The sequence below is a fragment of the Roseicella aerolata genome (genome assembly GCF_020523605.1).
In the GTDB taxonomy this organism is placed as follows: Bacteria; Pseudomonadota; Alphaproteobacteria; order Acetobacterales; family Acetobacteraceae; genus Paracraurococcus; species Paracraurococcus aerolatus.
This window is the reverse complement of sequence record NZ_JAJAQI010000020.1, coordinates 19,698-45,210: the sequence shown is the minus strand read 5'-3', so window position 1 is coordinate 45,210 and position 25,513 is coordinate 19,698. Positions and strand designations below refer to the sequence as shown.

At 70.5% G+C, this 25,513-nt stretch carries 26 protein-coding genes and 1 tRNA gene; 12 read left to right on the top strand and 15 right to left on the bottom strand.

Annotated features, from left to right (window positions below; genetic code table 11):
• The first annotated feature begins 34 nt into the window (after positions 1 to 34).
• From LHA35_RS14325 to LHA35_RS14315, 3 genes are read left to right on the top strand one after another with little or no spacing between them, the layout of a single operon-like run.
• Positions 35 to 1,036: a Bug family tripartite tricarboxylate transporter substrate binding protein gene (locus LHA35_RS14325; protein WP_226608957.1), complete on the top strand. Its 1,002-nt coding sequence runs from the start codon at positions 35 to 37 to the stop codon at positions 1,034 to 1,036.
• 14 nt (positions 1,037 to 1,050) lie between these two features.
• On the top strand, positions 1,051 to 1,581 hold the full coding sequence (locus tag LHA35_RS14320; RefSeq protein ID WP_226608956.1) for a tripartite tricarboxylate transporter TctB family protein: 531 nt from the start codon (positions 1,051 to 1,053) through the stop codon (positions 1,579 to 1,581).
• A gap of 26 nt (positions 1,582 to 1,607) precedes the next feature.
• Positions 1,608 to 3,122, top strand: a complete 1,515-nt coding sequence (locus LHA35_RS14315) for a tripartite tricarboxylate transporter permease (RefSeq protein ID WP_226608955.1) — start codon at positions 1,608 to 1,610, stop codon at positions 3,120 to 3,122.
• Between the two features lie 196 nt (positions 3,123 to 3,318).
• Here LHA35_RS14315 and LHA35_RS14310 read toward each other — a convergent pair whose 3' ends face one another.
• The 4 genes from LHA35_RS14310 to rplM all read right to left on the bottom strand — a co-directional run bounded on the left by LHA35_RS14310 (position 3,319) and on the right by rplM (position 5,956).
• Positions 3,319 to 3,882 (bottom strand): gamma carbonic anhydrase family protein, encoded by a 564-nt coding sequence (locus LHA35_RS14310; RefSeq protein ID WP_226608954.1) that lies wholly within the window; start codon positions 3,880 to 3,882, stop codon positions 3,319 to 3,321.
• Between the two features lie 5 nt (positions 3,883 to 3,887).
• On the bottom strand, positions 3,888 to 4,853 hold the full coding sequence (gene argC / locus LHA35_RS14305; protein WP_226608953.1) for an N-acetyl-gamma-glutamyl-phosphate reductase: 966 nt from the start codon (positions 4,851 to 4,853) through the stop codon (positions 3,888 to 3,890).
• A gap of 132 nt (positions 4,854 to 4,985) precedes the next feature.
• On the bottom strand, positions 4,986 to 5,480 hold the full coding sequence (gene rpsI, locus LHA35_RS14300; protein ID WP_408902324.1) for a 30S ribosomal protein S9: 495 nt from the start codon (positions 5,478 to 5,480) through the stop codon (positions 4,986 to 4,988).
• Positions 5,481 to 5,482: 2 nt separating this feature from the next.
• Entirely contained in the window at positions 5,483 to 5,956 is a 474-nt protein-coding gene (gene rplM, locus LHA35_RS14295; RefSeq protein WP_226608952.1) for a 50S ribosomal protein L13, read from the bottom strand.
• 144 nt (positions 5,957 to 6,100) lie between these two features.
• Here rplM and LHA35_RS14290 point away from each other — a divergent pair, with 144 nt between their 5' ends.
• The 3 genes from LHA35_RS14290 (at position 6,101) to LHA35_RS14280 (ending at position 9,590) form a co-directional block, all read left to right on the top strand.
• Positions 6,101 to 6,529 carry a VOC family protein gene (locus LHA35_RS14290; RefSeq protein WP_226608951.1) on the top strand — a complete coding sequence of 143 codons (429 nt, stop codon included), beginning with the start codon at positions 6,101 to 6,103 and terminating at the stop codon, positions 6,527 to 6,529.
• 42 nt (positions 6,530 to 6,571) lie between these two features.
• Positions 6,572 to 8,275 (top strand): dihydroxy-acid dehydratase, encoded by a 1,704-nt coding sequence (locus LHA35_RS14285; RefSeq protein WP_226608950.1) that lies wholly within the window; start codon positions 6,572 to 6,574, stop codon positions 8,273 to 8,275.
• Between the two features lie 139 nt (positions 8,276 to 8,414).
• Complete coding sequence (locus LHA35_RS14280; protein ID WP_226608949.1) at positions 8,415 to 9,590, top strand: M20 aminoacylase family protein; 1,176 nt, start codon at positions 8,415 to 8,417, stop codon at positions 9,588 to 9,590.
• Positions 9,591 to 9,814: 224 nt separating this feature from the next.
• On the opposite strand, the gene LHA35_RS14275 is transcribed toward LHA35_RS14280, so the two are convergent.
• Entirely contained in the window at positions 9,815 to 10,924 is a 1,110-nt protein-coding gene (locus tag LHA35_RS14275) for an MFS transporter (protein WP_226608948.1), read from the bottom strand.
• Positions 10,925 to 10,943: 19 nt separating this feature from the next.
• Positions 10,944 to 11,756: an aspartate dehydrogenase gene (locus tag LHA35_RS14270; RefSeq protein WP_226608947.1), complete on the bottom strand. Its 813-nt coding sequence runs from the start codon at positions 11,754 to 11,756 to the stop codon at positions 10,944 to 10,946.
• A gap of 153 nt (positions 11,757 to 11,909) precedes the next feature.
• On the opposite strand from LHA35_RS14270, the gene LHA35_RS14265 reads away from it, so the two are divergent.
• Positions 11,910 to 12,263 carry a hypothetical protein gene (locus LHA35_RS14265; RefSeq protein WP_226608946.1) on the top strand — a complete coding sequence of 118 codons (354 nt, stop codon included), beginning with the start codon at positions 11,910 to 11,912 and terminating at the stop codon, positions 12,261 to 12,263.
• Positions 12,264 to 12,319: 56 nt separating this feature from the next.
• Here LHA35_RS14265 and LHA35_RS14260 read toward each other — a convergent pair whose 3' ends face one another.
• The 3 genes from LHA35_RS14260 to LHA35_RS14250 all read right to left on the bottom strand — a co-directional run bounded on the left by LHA35_RS14260 (position 12,320) and on the right by LHA35_RS14250 (position 14,486).
• On the bottom strand, positions 12,320 to 13,105 hold the full coding sequence (locus LHA35_RS14260) for an SDR family oxidoreductase (protein ID WP_226608945.1): 786 nt from the start codon (positions 13,103 to 13,105) through the stop codon (positions 12,320 to 12,322).
• Positions 13,106 to 13,171: 66 nt separating this feature from the next.
• Positions 13,172 to 13,247 (bottom strand) — tRNA-His (locus LHA35_RS14255).
• Between the two features lie 45 nt (positions 13,248 to 13,292).
• On the bottom strand, positions 13,293 to 14,486 hold the full coding sequence (locus tag LHA35_RS14250) for an aminotransferase (protein ID WP_226608944.1): 1,194 nt from the start codon (positions 14,484 to 14,486) through the stop codon (positions 13,293 to 13,295).
• Positions 14,487 to 14,837: 351 nt separating this feature from the next.
• Here LHA35_RS14250 and LHA35_RS14245 point away from each other — a divergent pair, with 351 nt between their 5' ends.
• From LHA35_RS14245 to LHA35_RS14230, 4 genes are all read left to right on the top strand, one after another.
• Positions 14,838 to 15,176, top strand: a complete 339-nt coding sequence (locus LHA35_RS14245) for a P-II family nitrogen regulator (RefSeq protein WP_133218417.1) — start codon at positions 14,838 to 14,840, stop codon at positions 15,174 to 15,176.
• Between the two features lie 240 nt (positions 15,177 to 15,416).
• Positions 15,417 to 16,838, top strand: a complete 1,422-nt coding sequence (gene glnA, locus LHA35_RS14240; protein ID WP_226608943.1) for a type I glutamate--ammonia ligase — start codon at positions 15,417 to 15,419, stop codon at positions 16,836 to 16,838.
• A 145-nt stretch (positions 16,839 to 16,983) separates the two neighbouring features.
• Positions 16,984 to 17,238 carry a hypothetical protein gene (locus LHA35_RS14235; RefSeq protein ID WP_226608942.1) on the top strand — a complete coding sequence of 85 codons (255 nt, stop codon included), beginning with the start codon at positions 16,984 to 16,986 and terminating at the stop codon, positions 17,236 to 17,238.
• A 2-nt stretch (positions 17,239 to 17,240) separates the two neighbouring features.
• Positions 17,241 to 17,441: a hypothetical protein gene (locus LHA35_RS14230; protein WP_226608941.1), complete on the top strand. Its 201-nt coding sequence runs from the start codon at positions 17,241 to 17,243 to the stop codon at positions 17,439 to 17,441.
• 53 nt (positions 17,442 to 17,494) lie between these two features.
• Here LHA35_RS14230 and dinB read toward each other — a convergent pair whose 3' ends face one another.
• The 5 genes from dinB to LHA35_RS14205 form a co-directional block, all read right to left on the bottom strand.
• The gene (gene dinB / locus LHA35_RS14225; protein WP_226608940.1) at positions 17,495 to 18,574 is read right to left on the bottom strand and encodes a DNA polymerase IV; all 1,080 of its coding nucleotides are present in this window, start codon (positions 18,572 to 18,574) and stop codon (positions 17,495 to 17,497) included.
• Between the two features lie 127 nt (positions 18,575 to 18,701).
• Positions 18,702 to 19,721, bottom strand: coding sequence for a phosphotransferase (locus tag LHA35_RS14220; protein WP_226608939.1), 1,020 nt, complete (start codon positions 19,719 to 19,721; stop codon positions 18,702 to 18,704).
• A gap of 88 nt (positions 19,722 to 19,809) precedes the next feature.
• Positions 19,810 to 20,685, bottom strand: coding sequence for an SDR family oxidoreductase (locus LHA35_RS14215; protein WP_226608938.1), 876 nt, complete (start codon positions 20,683 to 20,685; stop codon positions 19,810 to 19,812).
• Entirely contained in the window at positions 20,682 to 21,617 is a 936-nt protein-coding gene (locus LHA35_RS14210; RefSeq protein ID WP_226608937.1) for a Clp1/GlmU family protein, read from the bottom strand. Before LHA35_RS14210 ends, LHA35_RS14215 begins: the two co-directional genes overlap by 4 nt.
• Before the next feature lie 5 nt (positions 21,618 to 21,622).
• Complete coding sequence (locus LHA35_RS14205; protein ID WP_226608936.1) at positions 21,623 to 22,981, bottom strand: erythromycin esterase family protein; 1,359 nt, start codon at positions 22,979 to 22,981, stop codon at positions 21,623 to 21,625.
• A gap of 245 nt (positions 22,982 to 23,226) precedes the next feature.
• On the opposite strand from LHA35_RS14205, the gene LHA35_RS14200 reads away from it, so the two are divergent.
• Positions 23,227 to 24,171 (top strand): polysaccharide deacetylase family protein, encoded by a 945-nt coding sequence (locus tag LHA35_RS14200; protein WP_226608935.1) that lies wholly within the window; start codon positions 23,227 to 23,229, stop codon positions 24,169 to 24,171.
• On the opposite strand, the gene LHA35_RS14195 is transcribed toward LHA35_RS14200, so the two are convergent.
• A complete protein-coding gene (locus LHA35_RS14195; RefSeq protein WP_226608934.1) occupies positions 24,089 to 25,447 on the bottom strand; it encodes a cytochrome P450 in 1,359 nt (452 codons plus the stop codon). The two genes, LHA35_RS14200 and LHA35_RS14195, sit on opposite strands and share 83 nt — an antisense overlap.
• Positions 25,448 to 25,513: the final 66 nt, after the last annotated feature.

Genomic DNA, 25,513 nt, shown 5'->3' with positions numbered 1-25,513 from the left:
ATTTGCGCCCCTGGCGCCACCGGGAAGAGAGGGCATGACGCTAGCGATATCTCGCCGATCGGTTCTTCTGGGCCTTGCCGCCGCCACCATCGCAGGCGGCGCCGAGGCACGGAGCTGGGAACCGAACCGCCCAGTCCAGATCGTGGTTCCGGCCGGCACCGGCGGCGGCGCCGACCAGATGGCGCGCGTCATCCAGGGCATCGTGTCGAAGCACTCCCTGATGCGCCAGCCGATGGTGGTGGTGAACAAGGCGGGCGGCGCCGGCGCCGAGGGCTTCCTCGAGGCCAAGGGCGCGCGGGGCAACCCGCACATGCTCATCATCACCCTCTCCAACCTGTTTACGACCCCGCTCGCCACCGGCGTGCCCTTCAATTGGAAGGATCTCACCCCGGTCACCATGATGGCGCTGGACGAGTTCGTGTTGTGGGTGAAGGCCGACTCGCCCTGGAAGACCGCGCAGGACCTCATCGAGGCGGCGAAGGCGCAGCGCCTGAAGATCGGCGGCACCGGCTCCAAGCAGGAAGACCAGATCATCACCGCCGCCATCACTAGGGCGACCGGCGCGCCCTTCACCTATGTGCCCTTCCGCGGCGGCGGAGAGGTCGCGGTGCAGCTCGTCGGCGGCCATATCGATGCCACGGTGAACAACCCGATTGAGGCCGTCACCCATTGGCGCTCCGGCGCGCTCCGTCCGCTCTGCGTCTTCGACGAGAAGCGTCTGACTGCCACCGAGAAGATGACAGAGACCCAGGCCTGGTCGGACATCCCGACCTGCAAGGAGCAGGGCCTCGACGTCGATTACCTGATGCTGCGCGGCATCTTCATGCCGACCGGCGTGAAGCCCGAGCAGGTCGCCTTCTACGAGGGGCTGATGGCGAAGGTGCGCGAGACACCCGAGTGGAAGGAGCTCATGCAGCAGGGCGCCTTCAACACGACCAGCCTGACTGGTGATGCCTTCCGCGGCTGGCTGACGCGGGAGGAGGAGCGGCACCGGACACTGATGCAGGAAGCCGGCTTCCTGGCAAATCCGTCTTGATGGGGACAGGGATCATGAGCACGACGACTCTCGACATCGCCCAAGCCGCCGGCCGCAGCAGCCAGGGCGTGAGGCGCACCGCGATGGAAGTCGCAACCTCCCTCACCCTCGCCCTGGTCGGCGCCGCGGCGATATGGGACAGCGCCCGGCTCGGTGCCGGATGGGGCGTGGAAGGCCCGCAATCCGGCTATTTCCCCTTCTGGATCGGCATGATCCTGGCCGGCGCCAGCCTTGCCAACCTCATCCCCGTCCTGCGCGCCAAGGGCGCGGCGGCCGAGGAAATGTTCGTCACTTGGCCGCAGCTCCGCCTGGTGATGTCGGTGCTGATCCCGACGGTCTTCTACGTCGCCGCCATCCCTGTCAGTGGCATCTATGCCGCCTCTGCCGTGCTGGTCGCCTATTTCATGATGCGCCTCGGCGAGTTCACCTGGCGCAGCGCCCTGCCGGCCGCGGCCGCGACGGCGGTGGTCGCCTTCATGACCTTCGAGATCTGGTTCCTGGTCGGTCTGCCCAAGGGTCCGGTCGAAGAGCTGCTCGGTTTCTGACCTTCTGACCGGATACCCCCTCCCCCATGGAAGAAATCGGCCTGTTGATGCAGGGCTTCGCCGTGGCCCTGCAACCCGAGAACATGCTGCTCATGCTGGTCGGCGTCGTGCTTGGCGTGCTGATCGGCGTGCTCCCCGGCCTCGGTGGCGCCAATGGCATCGCCATCCTGCTGCCGCTCACCTTCGCCATGCCGCCTGTCTCGGCGGTGATCATGCTCTCCTGCATCTACTGGGGCGCGTTGTTCGGCGGGGCCATCACCTCCATCCTGTTCAACATCCCCGGTGAGCCCTGGTCCGTGGCCACCACCTTCGACGGCTACCCCATGGCGCAGCAGGGCAAGGCGGGCGAGGCGCTGACGGCCGCCTTCACCGCCTCCTTTTTCGGCGCCTTCGTCGCGGTGGTGATGATCACCTTCGTCGCGCCGATCATCGCCGGCTTCGCGCTGCGCTTCGGGCCGCCGGAATTCTTTGCGGTGATGTTCCTCTCCTTCGCCTGCTTCATCGGCATGGCGAAGGGCTCGCCGCTCAAGACGCTTGCCGCCATGATGCTCGGCTTCCTGCTGGCCGCCGTCGGCATGGACACCGTCACCGGCCAGCTCCGCATGACCTTCGGGTCGGAGGAGATGATCCGCGGCTTCGACTTCCTGGTCGCGGTCATCGGCCTGTTCGGCATCAGCGAGATCCTCTGCTCGATCGAGGACGGGCTGCGCTTCAAGGGCCAGAGGGCGAAGATCGACCTCAAGGTCGTGCTGCGCACCTGGGCGGAACTGCCGAAGCACTGGTTCCTGGCGATCCGCTCGGCCGTCATCGGCTGCTGGATGGGTATCACCCCGGCGGGCGCGACCCCGGCCTCCTTCATGTCCTACGGCGTCGCCCGGCGCATGTCGAAGGACCCGAACGGCTTCGGCAGAGGCAAGGTGGAGGGGGTGGTCGCGCCGGAAACCGCGGCGCATGCCGCCGGCACCTCCGCCCTGCTGCCCATGTTGACCCTCGGCGTGCCCGGCTCCCCCACCGCTGCCGTCCTCCTCGGCGGCCTCATCATGTGGGGGCTGCAGCCGGGGCCGATGCTCTTCGTCGAACAGAAGGAGTTCGTCTGGGGCCTGATCGCCTCCATGTATCTCGGCAATGTCGCCGGGCTGCTGGTGGTGCTGGTGGCGGTGCCCTGGTTCGCCGCCATCCTGCGGGTGCCCTTCCCGATCATCGCCGCGCTGATCCTGACGGTCTGCGCCATCGGCGCCTACACGGTCAGCAATGCCGAGTTCGACATCGTGCTGATGCTGGTCTTCGGCGTGATCGGCTATGTCATGAAGAAGCTGGACTACCCGCTGGCACCGCTGGTGCTGGCCCTCGTCCTCGGCGACCGCACGGAGGAAGCCTTCCGCCAGTCCCTGCTGGTCAGCAACGGCGATATCGGCATCTTCTTCCATAACTGGCTGAGCGGCGGGATCATGGCCCTCGGCATCGCCCTGCTGGCCTGGCCGGTCCTCACCTGGGCCCGCGGCGCGCTGGCGGGCGGCTTCGGCCGCGCGCGGGCGGCGTGACGCCGGGTCTCGCAGGGAGGGCGCTGCCCTCCCTGCACCCTCCCGCCGGGTACCGAACCGGTCCCCGGGCCCTTGTAAGGGTTTAACGACAACGGGGAGTCCCCCAGCGGGAGTCTCCCCGTTGTCGTTGACGCCTGGGTTCCAAGGGTCCTTCGGCCCTTGGCAGGGGGACGGTGTCCCCCTGCGACACGTCGCCTCAGCGCCCCAGCGATGCCCGGTGCCGCCCGGCCAGTTCGACATAGTGCGGCGCAGTGCGGTCGAAGCCGGCGCGTTGCTCGGGCGTCAGCACGCGGACCAGCTTGGCGGGGTTGCCCATCCAGAGCTCCAGCCGGCCGATGCGCTTGCCAGGCGGCAGCACGCTGCCGGCGGCGAGCACCCCGCCCTCCTCGATCACTGCACCATCCAACACCGTGGCGCCCATGCCGACGAAGGCGCGGTCCTCGAGCTGGCAGGCATGGATGATGGCGGCATGGCCGACCGTGACATCCGCGCCGATGATGGTGGCGAAATTGTCCGAGGTGGCACGGCCGGAATTCACATGCACGATCGTGCCGTCCTGGATGTTGGACCGGGCGCCGATGCGGATGATGTTGGTGTCGCCGCGCAGCACGCAGTGATACCAGACATTCACCCCCTCCCCGATCTCGACATCGCCGATGATGGCGGCGGTGGGCGCAACCCAGGCGCTGGCATGCACCACCGGCACCTTGCCCTCGAAGGGGTAGAGCGGCGGCAGCACCGCGGTCGCGTCGTGGTCCATGCCGCCTACTCCGCCGCCGCCGCGGGGTGGTTTGGCAGCCGCGTCTCCACCGGCACGCCGAGCATCAGGCCGAGATTCTGCACCGCGGCGCCGGACGCCCCCTTGCCGAGATTGTCGTAGCGCGCGGTCAGCACCGCATGGTGGCGTGCGGTGTTGCCGTGCACGCGCAGTTCCAGCAGGTTGGTGTTGTTCAGCGCCTGCGGCTCCAGCTTCGCATCCGCCTTCACCACGCGGATGTATTCGCTGCCGGCATAGCGTGCCGACAGGGCCGCCTCGAGGTCGGCCGGCGAGGGCCTGCCCGGCAGCAGATCGAGATGCAGCGGGATGCTGTCGATCATGCCCTGACGGAAGTCGCCGACGGAGGGCACGAAGATCGGCCGCCGGGTCAGGCCGGCATAGAGTTGCAGCTCCGCCACATGCTTGTGCTCGAGGCCGAGCCCATAGAGCTCGAAGTCGGGCGCGGTGCGGGCCTCATAGGCCGCGATCATGCTGTTGCCACCGCCCGAATAGCCGGAGACGGCATTCACCGAGATCGGGCAATCGGCCGGGAGGATCCCCGCCTCGACCAGCGGCCGCAGCAGGAGGATGGCACCGGTCGGGTAGCAGCCGGGGTTGGAGACCCTCGGCGCCGCCGCGATCAGCTTCGCCTGCTCCGACGAAAGTTCCGGGAGGCCATAGGCCCAGTCCGGGTCCACCCGGTGGGCAGTGCTGGCATCGAGCAGCCGCGGGGCATCGGCGCCGAGCGAGGCGGCGAGCGCCGCGCTTTCCTTCGCCGCATCATCGGGCAGGCAGAGGACGACCAGGTCCACCTCGGCCATCAGGGCACGGCGCGCCTCCGGGTCCTTGCGGCGGGCGGGGTCGATGCTGCGGACGGCGACATGCGGCAGCAGGTTCAGCCGCTCGCGGATCTGCAGGCCGGTGGTGCCGGCCTCGCCGTCGATGAACACGGTGGGGATGCTACCCTTGGCCATCTCTCGGCCCTCCTCTGGGTGCCATTTGCCGCATCTGGCGGCCGAAAAAGCAAGAGGGGCGGACCCTGTGCGGGCCCGCCCCTCTCTGATGAACAGTCCTGTCGGACCGGCGCGAGAGCCGGCCCGCCCGGCTCAGCGCTTGCTGAACTGGAAGGAACGTCGCGCCTTCGCCTTACCGTACTTCTTCCGCTCGACCACGCGCGGATCGCGGGTCAGGAAGCCGGCCTTCTTCAGGATCGACCGCAGTTCCGGCTCATAGTTCGTCAGCGCGCGGCTGATGCCGTGGCGCACCGCGCCGGCCTGGCCGGAGAGGCCGCCGCCGGAGACGGTCGCGTAGACATCGAACTGCTGGTAGCGGTCCGCGACCAGGAAGGGCTGGCTCAGCAGCATCCGCAGCACCGGCCGGGCGAAATACTTCAGCACCGGCTTGCCGTTCACCTCGATATTGCCCTTGCCGGGCTTCACCCAGACGCGCGCCACGGCATCCTTGCGGCGGCCGGTGGCATAGGCGCGGCCGAACTCGTCGCGCTTCGGGGTGCGCGGGGCCTCGGCCGACTCGCCGGCGGCGGGCGTGCCCTGCACCAGCGTCTTCAGGTCGGCGAGCGTGCCGGTCATCTGCTCGCTCATGCTCAGGCCACCTTGTTCTTGCGGTTCATGCCAGCGACGTCGAGCGCGACGGGCTGCTGGCCGGCATGCGGATGCTCCGGCCCGGCATAGACGTGCAGGTTCTTCATCTGCCGCCGGCCGAGCGGGCCGCGGGTGATCATCCGCTCCACCGCCTTCTCGATCACGCGCTCGGGGTGCTTGCCCTCGAGCCGCTCACGCACCGTGCGCTGCTTGATGCCGCCCGGATAGCCGGTGTGCCAGTAGAAGACAGACTGCTCCGCCTTCTGACCCGTCACCTTCACCTTCTTGGCGTTGACCACGATCACATGGTCGCCGCAATCGACATGCGGGGTGAACTGGGGCTTGTGCTTGCCGCGGAGGCGCATGGCGATGATGGTGGCGAGCCGGCCGAGCACGAGGCCCTCCGCATCGACAACCACCCAGGCCTTCTGCACGTCCGCCGGCTTCAGCGAGCGGGTCTGCGTTTGCAGCGACATCGTCTCGATAGGTCCGGTTGGGAATGAGGCGCGCCTTATGGCCGCCGATCGGCCGCAGGTCAAGGGAAAAGCAGGGTTTTTTAGATGCGGTATCATGATACCACATCGCCCGTGCAGGCGCCGCAGCCCGGATCGGGCCCGGCCGTGGCACGGAGGCCTTCCCAGCAAGCGGAGGGAGCCGCTGCCGCGCCCAGCCACGTCACCTCCGACACGAGCGACATCGCCCGCGCCGTCGCCTCCCACGACCGCATCCTCGCCCCGCTCGGCCCTGGCCGACAGGAAGCGGGCCTGGCGCGGGGCCAGGCCGGCCATGCCGGAACGACGCCGCATTCCTGGGTGCTGCGCCCGCTCGACGGTTGCCCGGACGGCATCGGGAACGGTGTCACCATTGCCTTCAAGGCCGCCGACCGCACCCCGATGGATGCCGCTTATGCCGCGGCGCTCGCTGCCGGCGGGACGGGGGAGGGTGGACCGGGCCTGCGGCCGCACTACCATGCCGACCATTACGGCGCCTATATGCGCGACCTGGACGGCAACAAGCCCTGCTGCGTCCGCCATCGCCCGCCGGCCTGAGGCGGGCGGGCGATGGCGGGGCAGGCGTGGAGGAACGCCCCGATGACCACCAAACCCCCTCATGGACTTGGCCGCAACGCGGCCAATTACGGCGACCGCGACTTCGCGCTCTATCTTCGCCGGAGTTTCGCGGCCTCCATGGGCTATTCGCGGACGATGCTCGAGAAGCCCGTTGTGGGCATCGCCGACACCGCCTCGGACTACAACAACTGCCATCGCTCCGTGCCGGAACTGGTCGAGGCGGTGAAGCGCGGCGTGCTCGCCGCCGGCGCCCTCCCCCTCGCCTTCCCCACGGTCAGTCTCTGCGAGCCCTCGCTGACGCCGACCTCCATGCACTACCGCAACCTCATGGCGCTGGACACGGAGGCGATGCTCTCGGCCCAGCCCATGGATGCCGCGGTGCTGATCGGCGGCTGCGACAAGACGGTCCCGGCCCAGCTCATGGCCGCCGCCAGCGCCGACGTGCCCTCCGTGATGCTGGTCACCGGCCCGATGCTGGCCCAGCGCTTCGAGGGCGAGCGGCTGGCCGCCTGCACCGATTGCCGCCGCTACTGGGCCCGCTATCGCGCCGGCGATGTCACCCGGGAGCGGATCGGCGAGATCGAGGGCAAGCTGGCGACGACCAGCGGCACCTGCGGCGTCATGGGCACCGCCTCCACCATGGCCTGCATCGCCGCGACCCTCGGCTTCATGCCGCTGATGGCGGCCTCCGCCCCCGCCGTGCATTCCGACCGGCTGCGCATGGCGGAGGAGGCCGGGGCGCTGGCCGTCCGCCTCATCACCCACCCGGTGAAGCCCAGCCAGCTCATCACCGGGAAGAGCGTCGAGAACGCGCTGCGCGTCCTGCTCGCCCTCGGCGGCTCGACGAATGCGCTCGTGCACCTCGCTGCCATCGCCGGCCGCGCCGGGGTGAAGGTGGACCTGAAGCGCCTCGATGCGCTGTCGGAGGAGACGCCGGTGCTGGTGGACCTGAAGCCCACCGGCGAGGGTTATATGGAGGATTTCCACGCCGCCGGCGGCATGGTCGCCCTGCTGCGGGAATTGCGCGACCTGCTCCATCTCGACACCATCGACCTCTACGGCCAGACGCTGGCCGAGCAGATCGATGCCGGGACGCCCTTCGTCGACCGCACCTATATCCGAGCCCGCAACGCCCCGGTCAGCCCGGTCGGCGGCCTGGTTTCGCTCTTCGGCAGCCTGGCGCCGGACGGCGCCATCCTGAAGCGCAGCGCCGCGACGCCGGCCCTGTTCGAGACCGAGGCGCGCTGCCTGGTCTTCGATGGGCTGGAGGACCTGGCCAACCGCATAGATGACGAGACCCTGGACGTCACGCCGCAGGACATCCTCATCCTCAAGAATGCCGGCCCGCTGACGCCAGCGGGCATGCCGGAGGCCGGCTACCTGCCGATCCCGAAGAAGCTGGCGCGGCACGGCGTAAAGGACATGGTGCGGATGAGCGATTGCCGCATGTCCGGCACCGCTTTCGGCACCATCGTCCTCCATATCGCGCCGGAAGCCGCGGCCGGCGGGCCGCTTGCCCTGGTCGAGACCGGCGACCGGGTGCGGCTCTCGGTGAAGGAACGCCGGCTCGACCTGCTGGTGGAGGAGGCCGAGTTGGCCCGCCGCCGCGCCGCCTGGCAGCCGCCGCAGAAGCCGAAGCGCGGCTGGGACAAGCTGATGTTCGAGCAGGTGCTCCAGGCGCCGGAGGGCGCGGACCTCGCCTTCCTGCGGCCGGAGGGCGAGTAGCAGGAGGGGGCGCTGCCCCCTTTTCCGACCACCTCCGCCAGGGGGCAGGCGCCCCCTGGACCGGTCCGGGTCGGCGCAGGGCTTGCGCCGGGCACTGCAACGCCCAATACCCGGGCAACCTCAGCCGGACACACGCACGATGCCCATCCTGAACCGGATCGCCGAATTCCACCCCGAGCTCACCGCCTGGCGGCAGGACTTTCACGCCCATCCCGAAACCGCCTTCGAGGAGGTGCGGACCAGCGGCATCATCGCCGAGAAGCTGCGGGAGTTCGGCTGCGACGAGGTGATCACCGGCATCGCCCGGACCGGCGTCGTCGGGGTGATCCGCGGCCAGGGCAAGAGCGGCCGCGCCATCGGCCTGCGCGCCGATATCGACGCCCTGCCGATTGAGGAGGCGACCGGCCTTCCCCACGCCTCCAGGGTGCCGGGGAAGATGCATGCCTGCGGCCATGACGGCCATGCCACCATGCTGCTTGGTGCTGCGAAGTACCTGGCCGAGACCCGTAATTTCGACGGCACCGTCTATGTCATCTTCCAGCCGGCCGAGGAGGCCGGCGGCGGCGGCAATGTCATGGTCCAGGAAGGCCTGTTCGAGCGCTTCCCGATGGAGCGCGTCTTCGGCATGCACAATTGGCCGGGCGCGCCGGAGGGCACCTTCCTCTGGCGCGACGGCCCGGTGATGGCGGCCACCGCCAACATCAAGGCCGTGATCACTGGCAAGGGCGCGCATGGCGCCATGCCGCATCAGGGCAATGACCCGATCGTCATCGCCTCCCAGATCGTCACCGCGCTGCAGAGCGTCGTCGCCCGGAACCTGGAGCCGGTGGAGGCCGGCGTCATCACTATCGGGCATATCCAGGGCGGCGATACCTGGAACGTCATCCCGCAGACCGTGACCCTGCGCGGCACCGCCCGCTGGTTCAAGCCGGAGGTGGGCGACCTGCTGGAAGCAAAGTTCACCTCGCTCGTCACCGGCATCGCCGCCGCCTTCGGCGCGACGGCGGAGGCGGTGTTCGACCGCGGCTATCCCGCGACGGTGAACGAGACGGAGAGCACGAAGCTGGCCATCCGGGCGGCGCAGGCCGTGGCCGGCGAGGCGCGGGTGGTGGAGATGCCGGTGCCCACCATGGGCGGCGAGGATTTCTCCTACATGCTCAACGCCAAGGATGGGAACTACATCATGCTCGGCGCCGGCCGCGGCCCGGCAGACCCGCAGGTCCATCATCCAAAATACGATTTCAACGACGCCATCCTGCCGGTCGGCGCCAGCTACTGGGCGGTGCTGGCGGAGCAGTTGCTGCCGCGCGGCTGACACCTGCCGCCTGGAAGAGGAATGGAAGCACTCCTCTTCCAGGCGCTTCGTCCCCCCCACCCCGGTGGGATCATGCCTCCGCTGCCCGCAGCGTGGGAGGCAAGGCTTTACCCTGCCGCACCGGGCGCGGGGCGCTCCGGCCGGGCCGCAGCGCTGCCGACCATAGCTATGCGCACCGGCGATGATGATGACCCCAGGCAGGGTCGTGCTGCCAGCCCGGGTTGTCAGGCGGCAATGCGGCGCACCAGCAGCGCCAGCGCAGCGGCCAGGGCTGCCAGCAACAGGGGCACCAGAGCAATGGGTGCAAGACCCAGGATGGCGGGCAACAGCCCGGCCCCGAGGGTGGCCGCCGCCACCTGGAAGCCCACCGCATGTATCGCCGCCGCAGCACCAAGGCGGGCCGGCGTGCGCGCCATCAGCGTCGGGTAGAGTGGCGCAAGCGCAAGGGCGAGCAGCCCGACCGCCAGCAGGTCGAAGCCCGGCGGCGCAAAGGCGAAGCCGACGGAAGCCAGTGCGGCGACCAGGACGGCCCGGCGCAGCAGCCGATCCGGCCCCATCCGGTCGACGACGAAGCCGAGGCCCACGCGGCCGAGCGTCAGCGCCGCCCAGAACAGCGCGGTCGCCGCACCGGCCATCGCCGGATCGGCGCCGCGCGTCTCCACCAGCACCGTCGCCAGCCACTGCCCGGTGCCAGCCTCCACCCCGCAATAGACGAAGAAGGCGAGGATCTGCCGCCGCGCCATCCGGTTCCGCAGCACCGAGACCGCCGACAGGCGCGGCCCATCCGCCTTCTCCGGCCCGCCCCAGCGGGCCCGCGTCAGCGCGAAGGCCAACGCGAGCGCCGCCAGCATCAGCCCGACTGTCAGATAGACCGCCTGCCAGGAGGCGCCGAAGGCCAGCAGGCCGGTGGCAAGGGCCGGGCTCAGGGTGGCGCCCACGCCCCAGCAGGCATGCAGCCAGTTCAGGTGGCGCGGCGCGAAGCGCGCCGAGGTGAAGAGATTCATCGCCGCATCCACCGCCCCGGCGCCGAGGCCCGACAACAGCGCCAGCGCGACCAGCGCGGGCCAGGGCGGCGCCGTTGCCGCCCCCAGGGCCGCCATCGCCGTCAGCGCCACGCTGCCCGCCAGCACACCGCCCGTGCCGAGCGTCGCGATGGCGCGCCCGGCGAGGATGCTCGCCGCCATGGTCCCGGCCGAGACCGCAAGCAGCAGCGCACCCAGCGCCGCCGCCGGCTGGCCATAATCGGGCCGCAGCACCGGCCACAGCGTGCCAGGCAGCGGGTCCGGCAGGCCGAGCCCGATGAAGGCGATATAGGCGAAGACGAGCAGCGGCACCGGCCGCCGCCCGGCCGGGCTAGCTGCCGACCTTCAGCGTGCTGGTCAGGCCACGCAGGCAGGCGAGGATCGAAAGCGGGGTGATCCTGCCGGTGCGCGGATTCTCCTCGCTCGGGACGTTCTCGATGGTCATGGTCAGGCGTGCCGCCGCCGCCTCGACCTTGATGGTGTGGGTGTTGCGGGTGACGGTCGGGTCGCCCCAGATTTCCACCTGCGTCCGCTCCGGACCGATCCCGGCCAGCGCCAGCGCGGCGGCGACGTTCACATTGGCCGGAAAGCCGCGCGCCGCGTCGAAGGCATTGCCCTTGAAGACGATCCTCGGCTCGGTGATGGCGAAGACGTCGATCCCGTTCTCGATCAGATAGGGCGCGCCCTCCAGCCCGCGCGGCGGCTTGCGGGTCTCGATGGTCACGCTCTCGACCTCGCCCTCGGCCGCGGCGCGCACCGCATCCAGTCCGAGCAGCGCGCCGGTCGGCACCACGATGCGCGCCCCGGTCTCCCGTGCCCGATCCACCAGATGCATGCGCGGCAGCAACGCGCCCACCGAGGACGGCACGAAGATGCGCCCATGCGCGATGGCCGATTCCGCGATCTGCTCAAAGACCGCGGCCGGCGCGGCCTCGACCACGATATCGGCGTGCTCGGCGAGTTCGGGCAGCGCCACCACTGCCGGCGGCGCGCGGAAGCCGGCGATGGTGCGCTTCGCCTTCTCCTGGTCCCGCGCCGCGACCGCCGTGAGGCGCAGCCCTTGCACGCCGGCATCCAGCGCGCGGGCCAGATGCGCGCCGATCGCGCCGAGCCCGCCGATCGCCACCTTCATTTCCGCCGCCATGCGCTGCCTCCCGCCGATCCGAGCCGAGTGCCGCGGTTAGCAGATGCCGCGCGCGCGGACGAGGCCCCGGCGGAACCCAAGCTGCCCCGCTGCGCTATCCGGAACGACCGGCCCTGACTCAGGCCCGGAACAGTCCGAAGGAGAACGCCTCTCATGCACACCTCCCCCCTGCTGCGCGGTCTCGCAGCCGCCGCGGTGCTGACCACGCTCGCCGCCTGCGACAACACCCGCGACGGGACCCGCGGCAACCCGCCCAGCACCGCCCTGCAGCGCGCCTATGACCGGGCGACCGAGAGCCCGCGCACCAGCGCCGACGGCACCGGCAACAACCCGTCCGGGACGGCCGCCGAGCGGGCCCTCGACCGGACGGCGGGGACCAATACCTCGGGCGCCTATCCCTCCCAGGCCGATGGCACCCGCGGCAACCCGCCGGGCACCGCGGCGGAGAGGGCCTATGACCGGGCGACGGGATCCAATACCTCCGGCGCCAATCCGCGGAACCGCTGACGGGAAGGCCCGGGGGAGGCACCTCCCCCGGTCTCCCTTCGCTGTCCGTGAGGTTTTCAGACGACCGGGCTGCGGCCGCCATCCACATTGATCGCCGTGCCGGCGATGTAGCCGCCGCCCTCGCTGCAGAGGAACAGGGCGGTGGCGGCGAACTCCTCCGGTCGGCCGTAACGGCCCATGGCCAGCGAGGCGCCAAGCTTCGCCAGCCATTCCTCGTAGCTCTCATTGGTGCCGCTCGCGGCGTGGCGGCGGCGGTGCTGGTCGCTGTCGATCAGCCCGACCAGCAGGGCATTGACCAGGATGTTGTGCTTGGCGCCCTCATTCGCCTGCACCTTGGTCAGCGCCATGCCGGCGGCGCGGGTCACCGCGGTCGGCGCCCCCTCGGCCGGCGGCGCCTTGGCGCCGGTGTTGAGCACGTTGATGATCCGCCCCCAGCGCCGCGCCTGCATCCCCGGCCAGACCAGGCGGCCAAGCCGGATGGCGGCGAAGAGCTTGAGGTCGAGGTCGTTCTGCCACAGTGCGTCCGAGACCTCCAGGAAGGGCCCGCGCTGGCTGGTCCCGGCATTGTTCACCAGGATATCCACCTGCCCGAAGGCCTTCTCGGCGGCGGTGAAAGCCGATTCGCAGCCCTCGGCCGTGCTGATATCGGCCGGGATGGCGGCGATCCGGGCCTCCGGCGCCGCCGCCTTGATCTCCGCCTCGGCCTTCGCGAGTTGCCCGGCATCGCGGGCGACGATCGCCACGCGGCCACCGGCCCCTGCGAAGGCCTTGGCGATGGCCAGGCCCAGCCCCTTCGAGCCGCCAGTGATCAGCGCCGCGCGGCCATCCAGTCTCAATTGCATCGGGTCGTTTCCCCCATCTCCTGCGGGCGCATCCTGCCGGCGGGACGGTTCGGGGGAAAGGGAGGGTGGGGCGACCAACGGGACTCGAACCCGTGACATCCAGGACCACAACCTGGCGCTCTACCAACTGAGCTATGGCCGCCGCACGGCCCGGGCGGTTCATCGCCCGGGCGGCGGGGTGATAGGGCTACCCGGCGGCCGCCGTCAACTGCCGGCCGCGCGAAGCGACCCAATTCCGCATCCGGGCCAGCGCCTCGTCGATCACCGCCTCCCCCTTGCAGAAGGCGAAGCGGGCGTAGTGGCTGGGGGCATCGGCCGAGGCGTAGAAGGCCGTCACGGGAATCGCGGTGACCTTCGCCTCCTCGGTCAGGGCGCGGCAGAAGGCCACGTCGTCGCCGTTGAAGCCCAGCGGGCGGAAGTCGGTGGTGATGAAATAGCTGCCCTGGGTCGGCAGCACCCCGAATCCGATCTCGGCCAACCCCTTGGCCAGCCGGTCGCGGCGGGCCTGCAGGCCGGAGGAGAGTCCAGCGAAATAGTCGTCATCCTTCATCAGCCCGACGGCGACTCCGCGCTGCAGGTTGGGCGCGGTGGTGAAGGTGAGGTTCTGGTGCGCCTTCGCCACATTCGGCGCCAGCGACCGGTCGCAGGTGATGTAGCCGACCTTCCAGCCGGTCAGGCTGAAGGTCTTGCCGGCGCTGCCGATGCGCATGCAGCGCTCCCGCATGCCCGGCAGGGTCATCAGCGGGATGTGCTTCCAGCCATCGAAGGTCAGGTGCTCATAGACCTCGTCGCAGATGGCGTAGCAGTCGTGCTTCGCTATGAGGTCGGCGATGAAGGCGAGCTCGGCGGCGGTGAAGACCTTGCCCGTCGGGTTCATCGGCGTGTTGAAGAGGATGGCCTTGGTCTTCGGCCCGAAGGCCGCGGCGAGTTCGGCCCGCGGCAGCTCCCATTTCGGGGGCGAGAGGCGGACCAGCTTCGGCACGGCGCCGAGCAGCTTCACCACCGGCAGGTAGGTGTCATAGAGCGGCTCGATCAGCACGCATTCGTCGCCCGGGTTCAGGACGGCCATCAAGCAGGCGGTGATCGCTTCCGTCGCGCCGGAGGTGACGACCACCTCGGCATTCGGATCGGCCTCGATCCCGTAGAAGCGGCGGTTATGGGCGGAGACGGCCTGGCGAAGCTCCGGCACACCGGTCAGCGGCGGGTACTGGTTGCGGCCGTCCTTCAGCGCGGCCGCCGCGGCCTCGATGACATCCTCAGGCCCGTCATAGTCGGGAAAGCCCTGGCCGAGATTGATCGCGCCATGCTCCAGCGCCAGCGCGCTCATGATGGTGAAGATGGTCGTGCCGGTGGCCGACAGCAGGCTGTTCTGGGGCTGCATTCCGCCCTGCCCTTCCCGATGGATGCGGTGAATCGGGATGTCGCGTGCCGGCAGGGCCGGAGGCCACGGAACAATCCCCGGAGGTGGGGCGCATAATGGGTTCGACCTCACCCCGCCGCAAGCCAGGGACGGAACGGGAATTGCCTGCAATTTGTACATATTGCTCAGCCTGCAGGCGGCATTCGGCCAAAATCCCGTGGATTTCGCCCCGTGGGCCGATTGAAGCCGTGGCACGGGGCGTGCAAAACACCTCGCGCCGGCACCGCCGGAACGGGCGGAAAGGTCAGGAGGAAGCGTCATGCCGGGACTGCTTCGGAACGAAGTCCATCCCCGGAACGCAAAGCGGAGCCGATGAAGAAGATCGAGGCCATCATCAAGCCCTTCAAGCTCGACGAGGTGAAGGACGCCCTGCATGAGATCGGTCTGCAGGGCCTCACCGTGGTCGAGGCCAAGGGCTTCGGGCGCCAGAAGGGCCACACGGAACTCTACCGCGGGGCCGAATACGTCGTCGATTTCCTTCCCAAGGTGAAGATCGAGGTGGTCTGCACCGATGACCTGGTCGACCGCGCGGTGGAGGCGATCCAGCAGGCCGCCCGTACCGGCCGCATCGGCGACGGCAAGATCTTCATCTCCGACATCCAGGAGGTGATCCGCATCCGCACCGGCGAACGGGGCGAGGACGCGGTCTAGGACCTGGTGTCAGTGGCCTGCCCGGCCCTGCCGGTCGCCGCCGAGGGCGGTGCCCGCCGGGAGCGGGACAGGATGATGACGCCGCGGCCGGGACGAGCCCACGGCCCGCGGCGGAAACCCTGTGCTCCAAGCCGCCGGCAAGGCGGCACGGGGCACGGGTCGCGGCCCGCGCCGCGCTAGGGGGCGAAGTGGAGGTCCCGCAAGGGATCTCGGGACCAGTCAGGGTACAGGATACAGCTCATGGCAGACAAGGCAGCCGCCGTCTCCAAGGTCATGGACATGATCAAGGAGCACAGCGTCGAGTATGTGGACTTCCGCTTCACCGACCCGCGTGGCAAGTGGCAGCACACCGCCCAGCACGTCTCGACCGTCGAGGAGGACACCTTCACCGACGGCATCATGTTCGACGGCTCCTCCATCGCCGGCTGGAAGGCGATCAACGAGTCGGACATGATCCTGATGCCGGACCCCGAGACGGCCTGCATGGATCCGTTCTCCGCGAAGCCGCAGATGATCCTGTTCTGCGACATCGTCGAGCCCTCGACCGGCCAGCTCTACTCGCGTGACCCGCGCTCCACCGCGAAGCGCGCCGAGGCCTATCTGAAGGCCACCGGCATCGGTGACACGGCGTTCTTCGGCCCGGAGGCCGAGTTCTTCGTCTTCGACAGCGTGAAGTTCGGCACCGGCGGCAATTACGGCACCTTCGAGCTGACCTCCATCGAGGGTCCGGGCGCGAGCCTGAAGGACTACCCGGAGGGCAATATGGGCCACCGCCCGGTGGTCAAGGGCGGCTACTTCCCGGTTCCGCCGGTCGATTCCGAGCAGGACCTGCGCGCCGAGATGCTCTCGACCATGATCGAGATGGGCGTGGTTGGCGAGAAGCACCACCATGAGGTGGCGCAGTCGCAGCATGAGCTGGGCACCAAGTTCGGCCCGCTGGTGCAGCAGGCCGACCACATGCAGATCTACAAGTACTGCGTGCACAACGTGTCGCACAGCTACGGCAAGACCGCGACCTTCATGCCGAAGCCGATCTACGGCGACAACGGCAGCGGCATGCATGTCCACCAGTCCATCTGGAAGGACGGCAAGCCGGTCTTCGCCGGCAACGGCTATGCCGACCTGTCCGAGACGGCGCTCTACTACATCGGCGGCATCATCAAGCACGCCAAGGCGCTGAACGCCTTCACCAACCCGCTGACCAACAGCTACAAGCGGCTGATCCCGGGCTTCGAGGCCCCCGTGCTGCTGGCCTATTCGGCCCGCAACCGCTCCGCCTCCTGCCGCATCCCCTACGCGACCAGCCCGAAGGCGAAGCGCGTCGAGGTCCGCTTCCCGGATCCGGGCGCGAACCCCTACCTGGCCTTCGCCGCCATGCTGATGGCCGGCCTGGACGGCATCAAGAACCGCATCCATCCGGGCGACCCGATGGATAAGGACCTTTATGACCTGCCGCCGGAGGAGCTGAAGGGCATCCCGACGGTCTGCGGCTCGCTCCGCGAGGCGCTGACCGCGCTCGAGGCCGACCACGAGTTCCTGCTGGCCGGCGACGTGTTCTCGAAGGACCAGATCGAGAGCTACATCGAGCTGAAGTGGGGCGAGGTGTACCGTTTCGAGCACACCCCGCACCCCGTCGAGTTCGAGATGTACTACTCGGTCTGAGGGCTTCGCCTCGGACGCCGCCCGGGGGCTTCCCCCGGGCCTGGAGGGGCCGCCGGCGCAACCCGCGCCGGCGGCTTTCTTCATATCGCGCAGGCGGTGCCCGGCGACGTGCAACCATGCTTCGCCCCAACGGTTTCGGTGCGTGATGTATCTGCTCGCCATCCTCGTCCCGCCGCTCGCGATCCTGCTCGCCGGCCGCCCCTTCCAGGCGGTCTTCAATGCGCTGCTCTGGCTCTCCGGCCTCGTGCTGCTGGTCCTGCCCTTCGTGCCCGGCCTGATGACCTGGGCGCTTGCCGTGCTCTGGGCCTTCCTGGTGGTGCGCGGCCGGAAGCAGGATGCGCGCGACCGCCGCCTGGTCGAGGACGCGCTCGCCCGCGACCGCTCGCGGCGCCCGGGCTGAGCATGGCGCGCTGGCTCTCGGCCATCGGCGCGATGCTGGTGCTGCTGGGGCTCGCGGCGCACTGGTTCGGCTGGGACGCGCTGCTCTGGGTTCCGGAGGCCGCCCTCGCGGCGATCCGTCGCGACCCCGAGACCTATGGTGTGGTCGCGGCGGGCCTGCTGCTGATGCTGCTCGCACGGGTGATCGGTCGGCGCGGCGGGTAGCGCGCAGGCGGCCTTGCCGAGCCCTCGTCCCGCCGGCACGCAAGCGGGCCTGGCTACCCGAACTCGAACCGCGCCTGCGCCGGGTCACCTGGCCCGGCCGCTTCCCCGCCCGAGACGGTCACCCCCAGCAACCGCACCGGCTTGGCCAGCGGGAAGAGGCCGCGCACCAGCCCGAGTGCGATGCCTGCCAGTTCCTCCCGGCTCGCAACCGGCCCGGCGCGTGTCCGGCTGCGCGTGAGGGTACGGAAATCGGCATAGCGCAGCTTCACCGTCACGGTCCGGCCGAACCAGCGGTGCTGCGCGCACCAGGCCCAGACCTCGCCCGCCAGGGCCTCGATCCCCGCCTCGACCTCCCGCGGCTCCGCCAGGTCGCGCGCATAGGTCGTCTCGCTCCCCGATGACTTGCGTGGCCGGTCGGGCCGGACGGGGCGGTCATCCTCGCCGCGGCAGATGGCATGGAAATGCGCCCCGGCCTTGCCGAAATGCTGCTGCAGGAAGCCGAGGCTGCACGCCTTCAGGTCCCGCCCCGTCCGGATGCCAAGCTGGTGCATCCTGGCCGCGGTCGCAGGGCCGATGCCATGGAAGCGGGAGACCTCCAGCCCCTCGACGAAGCCCGGCCCCATCTCCGGCGTGATGACGAACTGCCCGTTGGGCTTGCGGTGGTCCGAGGCGAGCTTGGCGAGGAATTTGTTGTAGGACACCCCGGCCGAGGCGGTGAGCCCGGTGCGCTCCAGGATCGCTGCCCGGATCTCGGTCGCAATCCGGCTGGCCCAGGGGATGCCCTTCAGGTTCTCGGTGACATCGAGATAGGCCTCGTCGAGCGAGAGCGGCTCGACCAGCGGCGTGTACTCCTCGTAGATGGCGCGGATCTGGCGCGAGATGGCGCGGTAGGCATCGAAGCGCGGCGGCACGAAGACCAGCTCGGGGCAGAGCCGGATCGCCTGCAGCGATGGCATGGCGGAGCGGACGCCGTATTTGCGCGCCTCATAGCTCGCGGCCGCGACCACGCCGCGCTCGCGCGAGCCGCCGACGGCAACCGGCCGGCCGCGCAGCGAAGGGTCGTCGCGCTGCTCGACGCTCGCATAAAAGGCGTCGAGGTCCACATGGCAGATCTTGCGGATGGCGGCGGTCACGGCTGGCAGCTCCGGGCCACCAGCCTAGCGCGAATTCCAGCCAGGGCCGAACGCGATTCGGCTGCTTTTCATTGACTGCAGCGCGGCTTCGCGCCCGTCGGCGAACCGCTCCGGCATGGCGGGGCCGTCAGCCCCCGGCGCGCTGCGCCTGCTGCCAGCCCAGCTCCGCGATCGGCGCGGCCAGCCGGCCATTCGCCTCGGCGCCCTCGCCCGCCGCCGTGCCGTCCAGCACCCGCCTGGCGATCCCCTGCATGATCGCGGTCAGCCGGAAAAGGTTGAAGGCGACGTAGAAATCGAGCGCCGGGAAACCGGGGCGCCCGGTGCGGCGGCAATAGGCGGCGACATAGTCCGCCTCGGCCGGAATGCCGAGCGCGGCGAGGTCGCTGCCCGCGAGGCCACGGAACAGCTCCGGCGCGATGCGCCAGGTCATGGCGTTGTAGGCGAAATCCGCCAGGGGGCTGCCGAGGGTCGAAAGCTCCCAGTCCAGCACCGCGACCACGCGCGGCTCGGTCGGGTGAAAGACGAAATTGTCCAGCCGGCAATCGCCATGGACGACCGAGACCGAAGGGTCGTCCGCCGCCGCCAGGCGCTCCGGCAGCCAGGCGATCAGCCGCTCCATGGCCTCGATCCGCTGGGTCTCGGAGGCACGGTACTGCCGCGTCCAGCGCTCGATCTGCCGCGCCATGTAGTTGCCGGGGCGGCCATAGTCGCCGAGGCCGATCGCGGCCGGATCCAAACTGTGCAGCCGCGCCAGCGTGTCGTTCATGGCGTCGAACAGCCCGGCGCGTTCCTCGCGCCGCACCTCCGGCAGGCGCGGGTCGAAGAAGATGCGGCCGGCGACGAATTCCATGACGAAGAAGGGCGTCGGCATCACCGCCGGGTCGTCGCAATAGCCATGCACCCGCGGCACCGGCAGGCCCGCCGCATGCAGCGCGCCGATCACCCGGAACTCGCGATCCACGGCATGGGCGGAGGGCAGCAGCTTGCCGTCCGGCTTTCGCCGCAGGACATAATCGCCCGAAGCCGCGGCGATCCGGTAGGTCGGGTTCGACTGCCCGCCCGAGAGGCGGTTCAGGGTGAAGGGCCCCCGGAAACCTTCGACATGGCGCGCCAGCCAGTCCCCGAGTGCCGTCAGGTCCCTCTCCATGCCCTTCCCCTCCCCTTTGCGCGGCGCGGCGTCACCCTGGCCCCGGGTCTAGCGGCCGGGCAACGGCCCGGGCAAGCGCCGGGGGCGTTCAGTCCACGGACTTGAACCCGCCGCTCACCTCCAGCAGCGCGCCGGTGACGTAGCTGCCATCGGCCGCGGCGAGGAAGACATAGGCCGGCGCGATCTCCTCCGGCTGGCCCGCCCGCCCGAGCATGGTGAAGCTGCCGAAGCGCGCCACGGTCTCCTCTGAGGAGGTGGCGATCGCCGGTGTCCAGAAGGGCCCCGGCACCACGGCATTCACCCGCACGCCGCGCTCTGCCAATTCCAGCGCGAGGGATCTGGTGAAGACATTCACCGCGCCCTTGCTGCTGGAATAGGCGAGCGACCCCATCTTGCCGCGGATCGAGGTGGTGGAGGAGGTGTTGATGATGCAGCCCCCCACCTTCTCCAGATGCGGCAGCGCGGCCTTGGCCATCAGCATGTAGGCGATGACGTTGGTCTCGAAGACCAGGCGCAGGCCGGCGGGCTCGATCTCCTCCAGGGTCCCGTCGCCCTCGAAATAGGCGGCGTTGTTCACCAGCACGTCGAGCCGGCCGAAGGCGCCGACCGTCTCGGCCACCAGCCGCGCGCGGTCCGCCTCGACCGTCACATCCGCCATGAGGGCGAGGCAGACGCGCCCCTCGCGCTCGACCAGGCGCCTCGTCGCGGCCGCGTCCTCCTCGCTGTGGTTGAAGGCGAAGGCGATGTCGGCCCCTTCCTTGGCATAGGCAAGGGCGACCGCACGGCCGATGCCGGAATCGGCGCCGGTGATCAGCGCCGCCTTGCCGCGCAGCTTGCCGGCGGGGCGGTAGTTCGAGAGGTCGCTGTCCGGCTGCAGCCGCATGCGGGCCTGGCTGCCCGGCGCCGGCTGGTCGTGATCGGCGGCCAGCGCCTGCGGGTAGGGGCGACGCTCGAAATCGCTCATCCTGGGTCTTCCGCTGCGAGATCGGACCGTGCCGGATCAGCCTGGCCCCTGCGCTCAGCGCGAACCGGCGAAGCCGGTTGCAGCGCTGCCGTGCCGGGGTCGCCCTCCAGCCGCAGCGGGCCCCAGCGCAGCCCGGCGACCGGCCGCTGCGTCGGCGGGGCACGCAGCAGCAGGCTGCCGCCATCGGGCGCGCCACCCAGCACCAGGCCGATGACCTGGTCGCGCCCGGCCATGTCGGCCAGAGCCACGACCTGCCCCGGCCCGGGCAGCGCCTCGCCGGCCGCCATGCCCTCACGCCACAGGCCATAGAGGTCGAGCGTCCGGACCGGCGCGCCGGCGAAATAGGCATCGAAGGCTGCGCGGCGCAGGCTGCGCCGCTCCCCCTCCCCCTTGCGCCGGGCCAGCGGCGAGCGGCCGAGCCGCAGCGCCGGAAGCCCGGGATGATCAGCCAGGATCGCGTCGAGGCCGGGATCCTCACCGAGCGCGACCAGCAGGTCCGGCCGCACCGCGGCGATCTTCGCCGCCTTCAGGCGCCGCCCGGCACGGGCCAGCAACCCGCTGGTATTCGCCACCAGCAGCGCCGCCGCGCCAGCCTCCTCGGTGAGCCGCCCCGCCCCCGCCACCAGCCGGTCCCAACCGCGCAGGGGATCGAAGCTGCCGACCAGCGCAAGCGCGGTGCAGGCCAGCGGAACACCCTGTCCGAGCGTGACGCAGGCAGGCGGCCCCACCAGCTTCTGCGCCGGATCGACATCGAGCAGCGCGACGCCACGCCCCGCCTCCGCGGCCTGATGCAGCAGCAGGCGGCAGAAGCTGCTCTTGCCGGCATCCCGTGCGCCCAGGACCAGGACGCGACGGACATCGCCCGTGAGGATCCGCTGCACCGCCGCCGACCAGTCGGTCGGCCTGTCGAGTTGCGCCGCATCCGCCGGCATGGCTGCTACAGGCCGAAGGGGAATGTTTCCGCCGCGTCGGCGGGGCCGCCCTCCTCGGCACCCGGCAGGGCCGTCACCGCCTGTGTCTCCGCGAACCAGACGAAAGCGTCGAACTGCTCCGGCAGGACCGCCTCAAAGTAGTGGCTCTGCCGTTCGGTCTCGGGCCGGTAGATCACGCCGATCGCGCGTTCCAGACGCGGCCGGGCCAGGGCCGCGCGGAGTTCGGGCGCGGAAGCAGGCCGCAGATCGGTCAGGGAGCAGGCCGGGGCATGATCGCGGAACAGCGCCTCATGGCTGTCGGGCCGCACCGGCCGGACGCGCTTGATCTGCATCTCGCTGCCCCAGTCATCGGCCGCCGCGACCGTGCCGCGACCGGTGCCGAAGCCGATCAGCACGGCCTCCTCGCCGAAGGCGGTGCGGCAGAGCTCGCCGATGTTGAACTCGCCGGACCAGCCCATCTCGGTCGCCGCGGCATTGCCGATATGGCTGTTATGGGCCCAGACCACGGCCTTGGCCTGCGGCCCGCGCCGCTGCAGCAGGGCGCGCAGCGTGTCGAACATGTGCCGGTCGCGCAGGTTCCAGCTCTCGGTGCCGGAGCGGTACATCAGCCGGTAGTAGCGTTCCGCGCCCAGCGCCACGCGGGCATTCTGCGCCGCGTCGAACAGCGCCTCGCCGGCCTCGGCGGTCCTCTCCGCCACCTGCCGCGCCAGCAGGTCCTGCAACTGCTGCACCGCGGCGTCCTCGCAGGGCTCCCGGTTGCCGAACAGCACGGCGCGGCCGTAATCGGCCGGCTCCATCTGCCAGGGCGTCAGGCAGGCATAGCGCCGGCGCGCGGCCTTCGCCGCCTCCGTGTCATGGGCATCGAGATAGGCGAGCACCGCGGCCATGGAGGCGCCGAGGCTGTAGACATCCAGGCCGCGGAACTCCGCCCGGCGCTCCAGCGGCAGACCGGCGTTGCGGGCGCGCAGCCACTGCACGAAGTCGCGCATCTCGGCGTTGCGCCACATCCAGCTGGGGAAGCGGGTGAAGGCCGGTCCCTCCTCCGCCCGCGGCGGGCCGCGGTGGCGCACCCAGCGGTCGATCCGCGCGGCATCGGGCCAGTCCGCCTCGACGGCGATGATGGTGAAGCCGTGCCGCTCGATCAGGCGACGGGTGATGGCGGCGCGCGCCCGATAGAACTCACTGGTGCCATGCGTCGATTCACCGAGCAGGACGACGCGCGCGCCGGCGAAGCGATCGAAGGCGGCGCCGAAGGCCTCGGGATCTGCCAGCGGCGGCAGCGGCTCGGCGACCGAGCCGATGAGCTGGCCGATTTCCGCCTCGCTCGCGGGCGGGACGGCATCGCGGGGAAGCAGGTCGGACATGGGCTGGTCCCTCCTGCGCCCGGAACGCGGCGGCGCCGTCGCGGATCGCGACCGGTGCGGCATCGGCGCCGCCATGCCGGGCACGTCTCCGCCAGGGCGGCTTCCGGGGAGGCGCCGCGGCCATATCCGATGCCGGATCGCATCATGCCTGACCTGCAGCCGCTGAAAGCGGCTGAGCGCCCGAATGGGCGCCGCCTGGGACCGCCGATATGCGCCGGCATGTCGGCGCGGTGGTATAAGGCAGCATGACGGAAGCATCGCCGCTGGCGGCGCGGCTCGGCCTCGCGCGCGCCGCCATCCTGCATGTGGATGATCTCGGCATGTGCCATGCCGGCAACCAGGCCTTCCTGGCGCTGGCCGCGCGCGGTCTGGTCACCTGCGGCTCCGTCATGGTGCCCTGCCCCTGGTTCGGCGAGATCGCCGAGGCCGGCGCGGCCGACCCCATGCTCGATCTCGGCATCCATCTGACGCTGACCAGCGAGTGGCGGCACTACCGCTGGGGTCCCATCTCGACCCGCAGCCGTGCCTCGGGCCTGATCGACGATGATGGTTATCTCTGGCGCGATGTCGCTTCGCTCCGCCGGCATCTGGTGCCGGAGGCCGCCGAGGCGGAACTACGGGCGCAGGTCGGGCGCGCGCTGGCCGCCGGGCTGCGGCCGACGCATCTGGATGCGCATATGGCCGCGGCGATGCTGCCCGAGCTGCTGGGCTGCCACATCGCCCTCGCGCGCGAGCATGGGCTGGTGCCGGTCCTGCCCCGCCGGATCGGCTTCGCGCCGGAGCCGGCGGCCTATGCCCGGGCCGTCGCGGCGCTGGAGGCGGCCGGGCTGCCGCTGCCGGACGGGATCCGCGGCACCCTCGCCGTGCCGGCGGAGGAGACGCAGGCCGGCTACCACCGCATGATCGGGACGCTGCCCCCGGGCGTCACCCATCTCGCCCTGCACTGCGCCATGCCGGGCGACATCGAGGCCATCGCACCGGACCATGCCGGCTGGCGCCTGCGCGAACATGCCCTGCTGGAGCAAGGTGCGATCGCCGCCTGGTGCCGGGAGGCGGGCGTGGCGACGCTCGGCTACCGCGCCATCCAGCCCTTCTGGCCGCCTGCCCTCAACGCGGGGCGAGGCGAAACATCGGCCGATGGTCCGGCACGGTCGTCATCACCGCGACTGGCAGGACCGGCCGGCGCGTGACCATCTGCACCCGGAAGCGTCGCAACAGGGCCGAGAGCACCAGTACCGCCTCGGTCAGCGCGAAATGCGCGCCGATGCAGACCCGCGGCCCGGCGCCGAAGGGCAGATAGGCGAAGCGGTCCGGCGGTGGCGCGGGGGGCAGGAAGCGGCGCGGATCGAAGGCCTCCGGGGCCTCCCAGAGCCGTTTGTGGCGGTGCAGCACCCAGGGCGCGACCACCACGGCATCGCCGGGCTTCAGCCTGATTCCGGCAACGGTGTCCCGCTCGCGCGCCAGCCGGGCGATGGCGAAGGCGGGCGGGTAGAGCCGCAGCGCCTCATCCAGCACGGCGCGGGTCAGCGGTTGCTGCGCCGCCCCGGCCTCCTCCGCCAGGCGCTCCTGCCAGGCGGGCGCCTGGGCGAGCAGCACGAGCGACCAGAAGAGCGTCAGGGCCGTGGTCTCGTGCCCGGCCAGCAGCATGGTGGCGACCTGGTCCTCCACCTCCTCCGGCGTGAAGCCGCGCCCCGTCTCCGGGTCGCGCGCCGCCATGATGAGGTCGAGCAGGTCCTGCGGCGGTCCGCCGGGCACGGCGCTGGCCTGACCAGCCCCCCTCTCCCGCTGCCGCGCCGCGACGATGCGGCCGATCAGTGCCATCCAGCGCCGGCCATGCCAGCGGCGCAGCACGTCATGCGGCGTCAGCAGATCCGGCGCGAGGATGAGGTCGAGCAGATGCAGCCCGCTCGCCGCGCCGTAGCGCTCCAGCCGGTCGCGCAGGCTGGCGCGGTAGCGCCGCATGCCGAGCGAGACCATGGTCCGGCCGGCAATCTCGAGGGCCAGCGCCTGGGCGAAGCCCAGCAGGTCCACCGGCCGGTCCGTCGGCAGCACCGCCAGCGCCTCCTCCGTCGCCGCCCGCATATGCGGCACCAGCAGGGCGATGGCGCGCGGGGCGAAGGCCGGCGCGAGGGTGCGGCGCTGGTGCTTCCAGGCGGCGCCCTCGCTGAGGATCAGCCCGTTGCCAAGCAGCGGCCGCAGCAGCCGCAGCGTCGCCGGGGTGCGGCCATAGCGCTCCGCCGCATCCACCAGCACATGCCGCACCGCCTCGGGCGTGTTCACCAGCAGGGTGTTGCGGCCGAGGAAAAGCCGCTCCAGCACCGGCTCCTCATAGGCGCGGCGCGGCCAGGTGCGGATCACGTCGCTGCGGAAGGCGCGGAGCTGGGCGAAGAAGGACATGTCCTGCTCCCGCGGCACGGGCGCGGGCGGCAGGAAGGGCCCTGGCAGCACGGGCGAGAGGGCGGTCATCGGCCTGCTCCTCCTGACTCTCGGAAAGGATGTGGGCACGGGCCGGCACAGGCCAAGGCAAGCGCC